We start from the raw sequence: 1338 nt of genomic DNA, 5'->3' as shown, positions 1-1338 counted from the left end.
AGTGACAAATAAACTCACTGCCTATGCCTTCTTCACTATGGATTTCCAGCTCGGCATTATGATTGATCAATACATGCTTCACGATCGCTAAGCCCAAGCCTGAGCCGCCACTTGAGTGGTCTCTGCTGGGGTCCGTTCGATAGAAGCGTTCCGTCAAGTGAGGGATGTGAACGGAATCAAAACCTTCACCGGTATCACGCACACAAAAGTGAGCACCTTCTTCATCCAGCCACCAGCTGATGTCGATATCACCACCGGTGGGCGTATACTTAACTGCATTAAACGCAAGGTTTGAGAAGGCGCTATAAAGCTGACGAGAGTCACCGGTAAATAAACAGGGTTTGGTGCTTTCAAAGTCCAAACGAATATTCTGATTTTTGTCAGCGCTAAAGGCTCGTGCGTCGCGGTAGACTTCTTGTAGTACCGGTTCGATATCGATCGCTTGAGTATTACTAGGCAGGCCTTCAGTTTCATACTTGGCGAGTAACAAGAGGTCACTAATCAGGCTTTCCATCCGTTTCGTTTGCTCTTGCATTGAATTTAAGGCTCTTCGCCACTTCTTAGGTGTATCTTCAGCATCCTGGAAGGTTTCGATATAACCTCTAATAACCGTCAATGGCGTTCTCATATCATGAGAAACATTGCTAACGAAGTCACGCCGCATCTGTTCAAGTCGCTGCACACGCGTCACATCTTGCGCGAAAACCAAGCGGTCATCTTTGCCAAACAAAGTGATATGTACTTGCAAAGTTGCACTTTTATTTAAAGGTGAACGTAGCTCTAAAGGTTCGTCGTAATTCTTGCTTTCAAAATATCGCTTAAAGGAAGGGTCTCTAAGCAAATTTGTTATCAGCTGACCTCTATCTGACTCTCGTTTAAAGCCAAGTACTGTACTTGCAGAGTCATTCCACCAGTCCATCGCACCTTCAGAGTTAGTCATGACGACAGCCTCTTTTAGTGCATTGGTAGATAATTGGACACGAGCAATCATTGACCGCAAGTTTTCTTGAGTAATGCGATTTTGATATTGAATTTGATATAGACCGTCAAACAGATCGCCCCATAAACCATGGCTTTCGGGAATTGCTTGGTCTTCTTGTACACTGTAAAGCCAACGATGCAGCTTAACAGCCTGGCTGATTGTCCAGGCTAAGTAGGCAAAGCAGCCAATCGCGAGAACCCACGCTAATTCCCCAATCAGCAGGCCAAGTACCAGCAAGCCAATCACAGCCCAAAAAAGGGAGTATAAGTGACCGATGATTCGTTTGTGCATAACCTTATGCTCCAGCACAGGAAGACAGATTCATTCTCTGATTCAATAGTTTGCCATTAAAACGC

General features: G+C 45.1%; 1 protein-coding gene. It reads right to left on the bottom strand.

Annotation, left to right across the window (positions count from 1 at the left end; all coding sequences use genetic code 11):
- The coding region (phoR, locus tag A3761_RS22260) for a phosphate regulon sensor histidine kinase PhoR (protein WP_068750909.1) at positions 1–1273 on the bottom strand (1273 nt) is incomplete at its 3' end.
- Positions 1274–1338 lie beyond the last annotated feature (65 nt).

It is taken from the genome of Oleiphilus sp. HI0123 (assembly GCF_001635315.1).
Note: the sequence above shows the minus strand (reverse complement) of the source record. Positions and strands in the feature narration are given on the sequence as shown.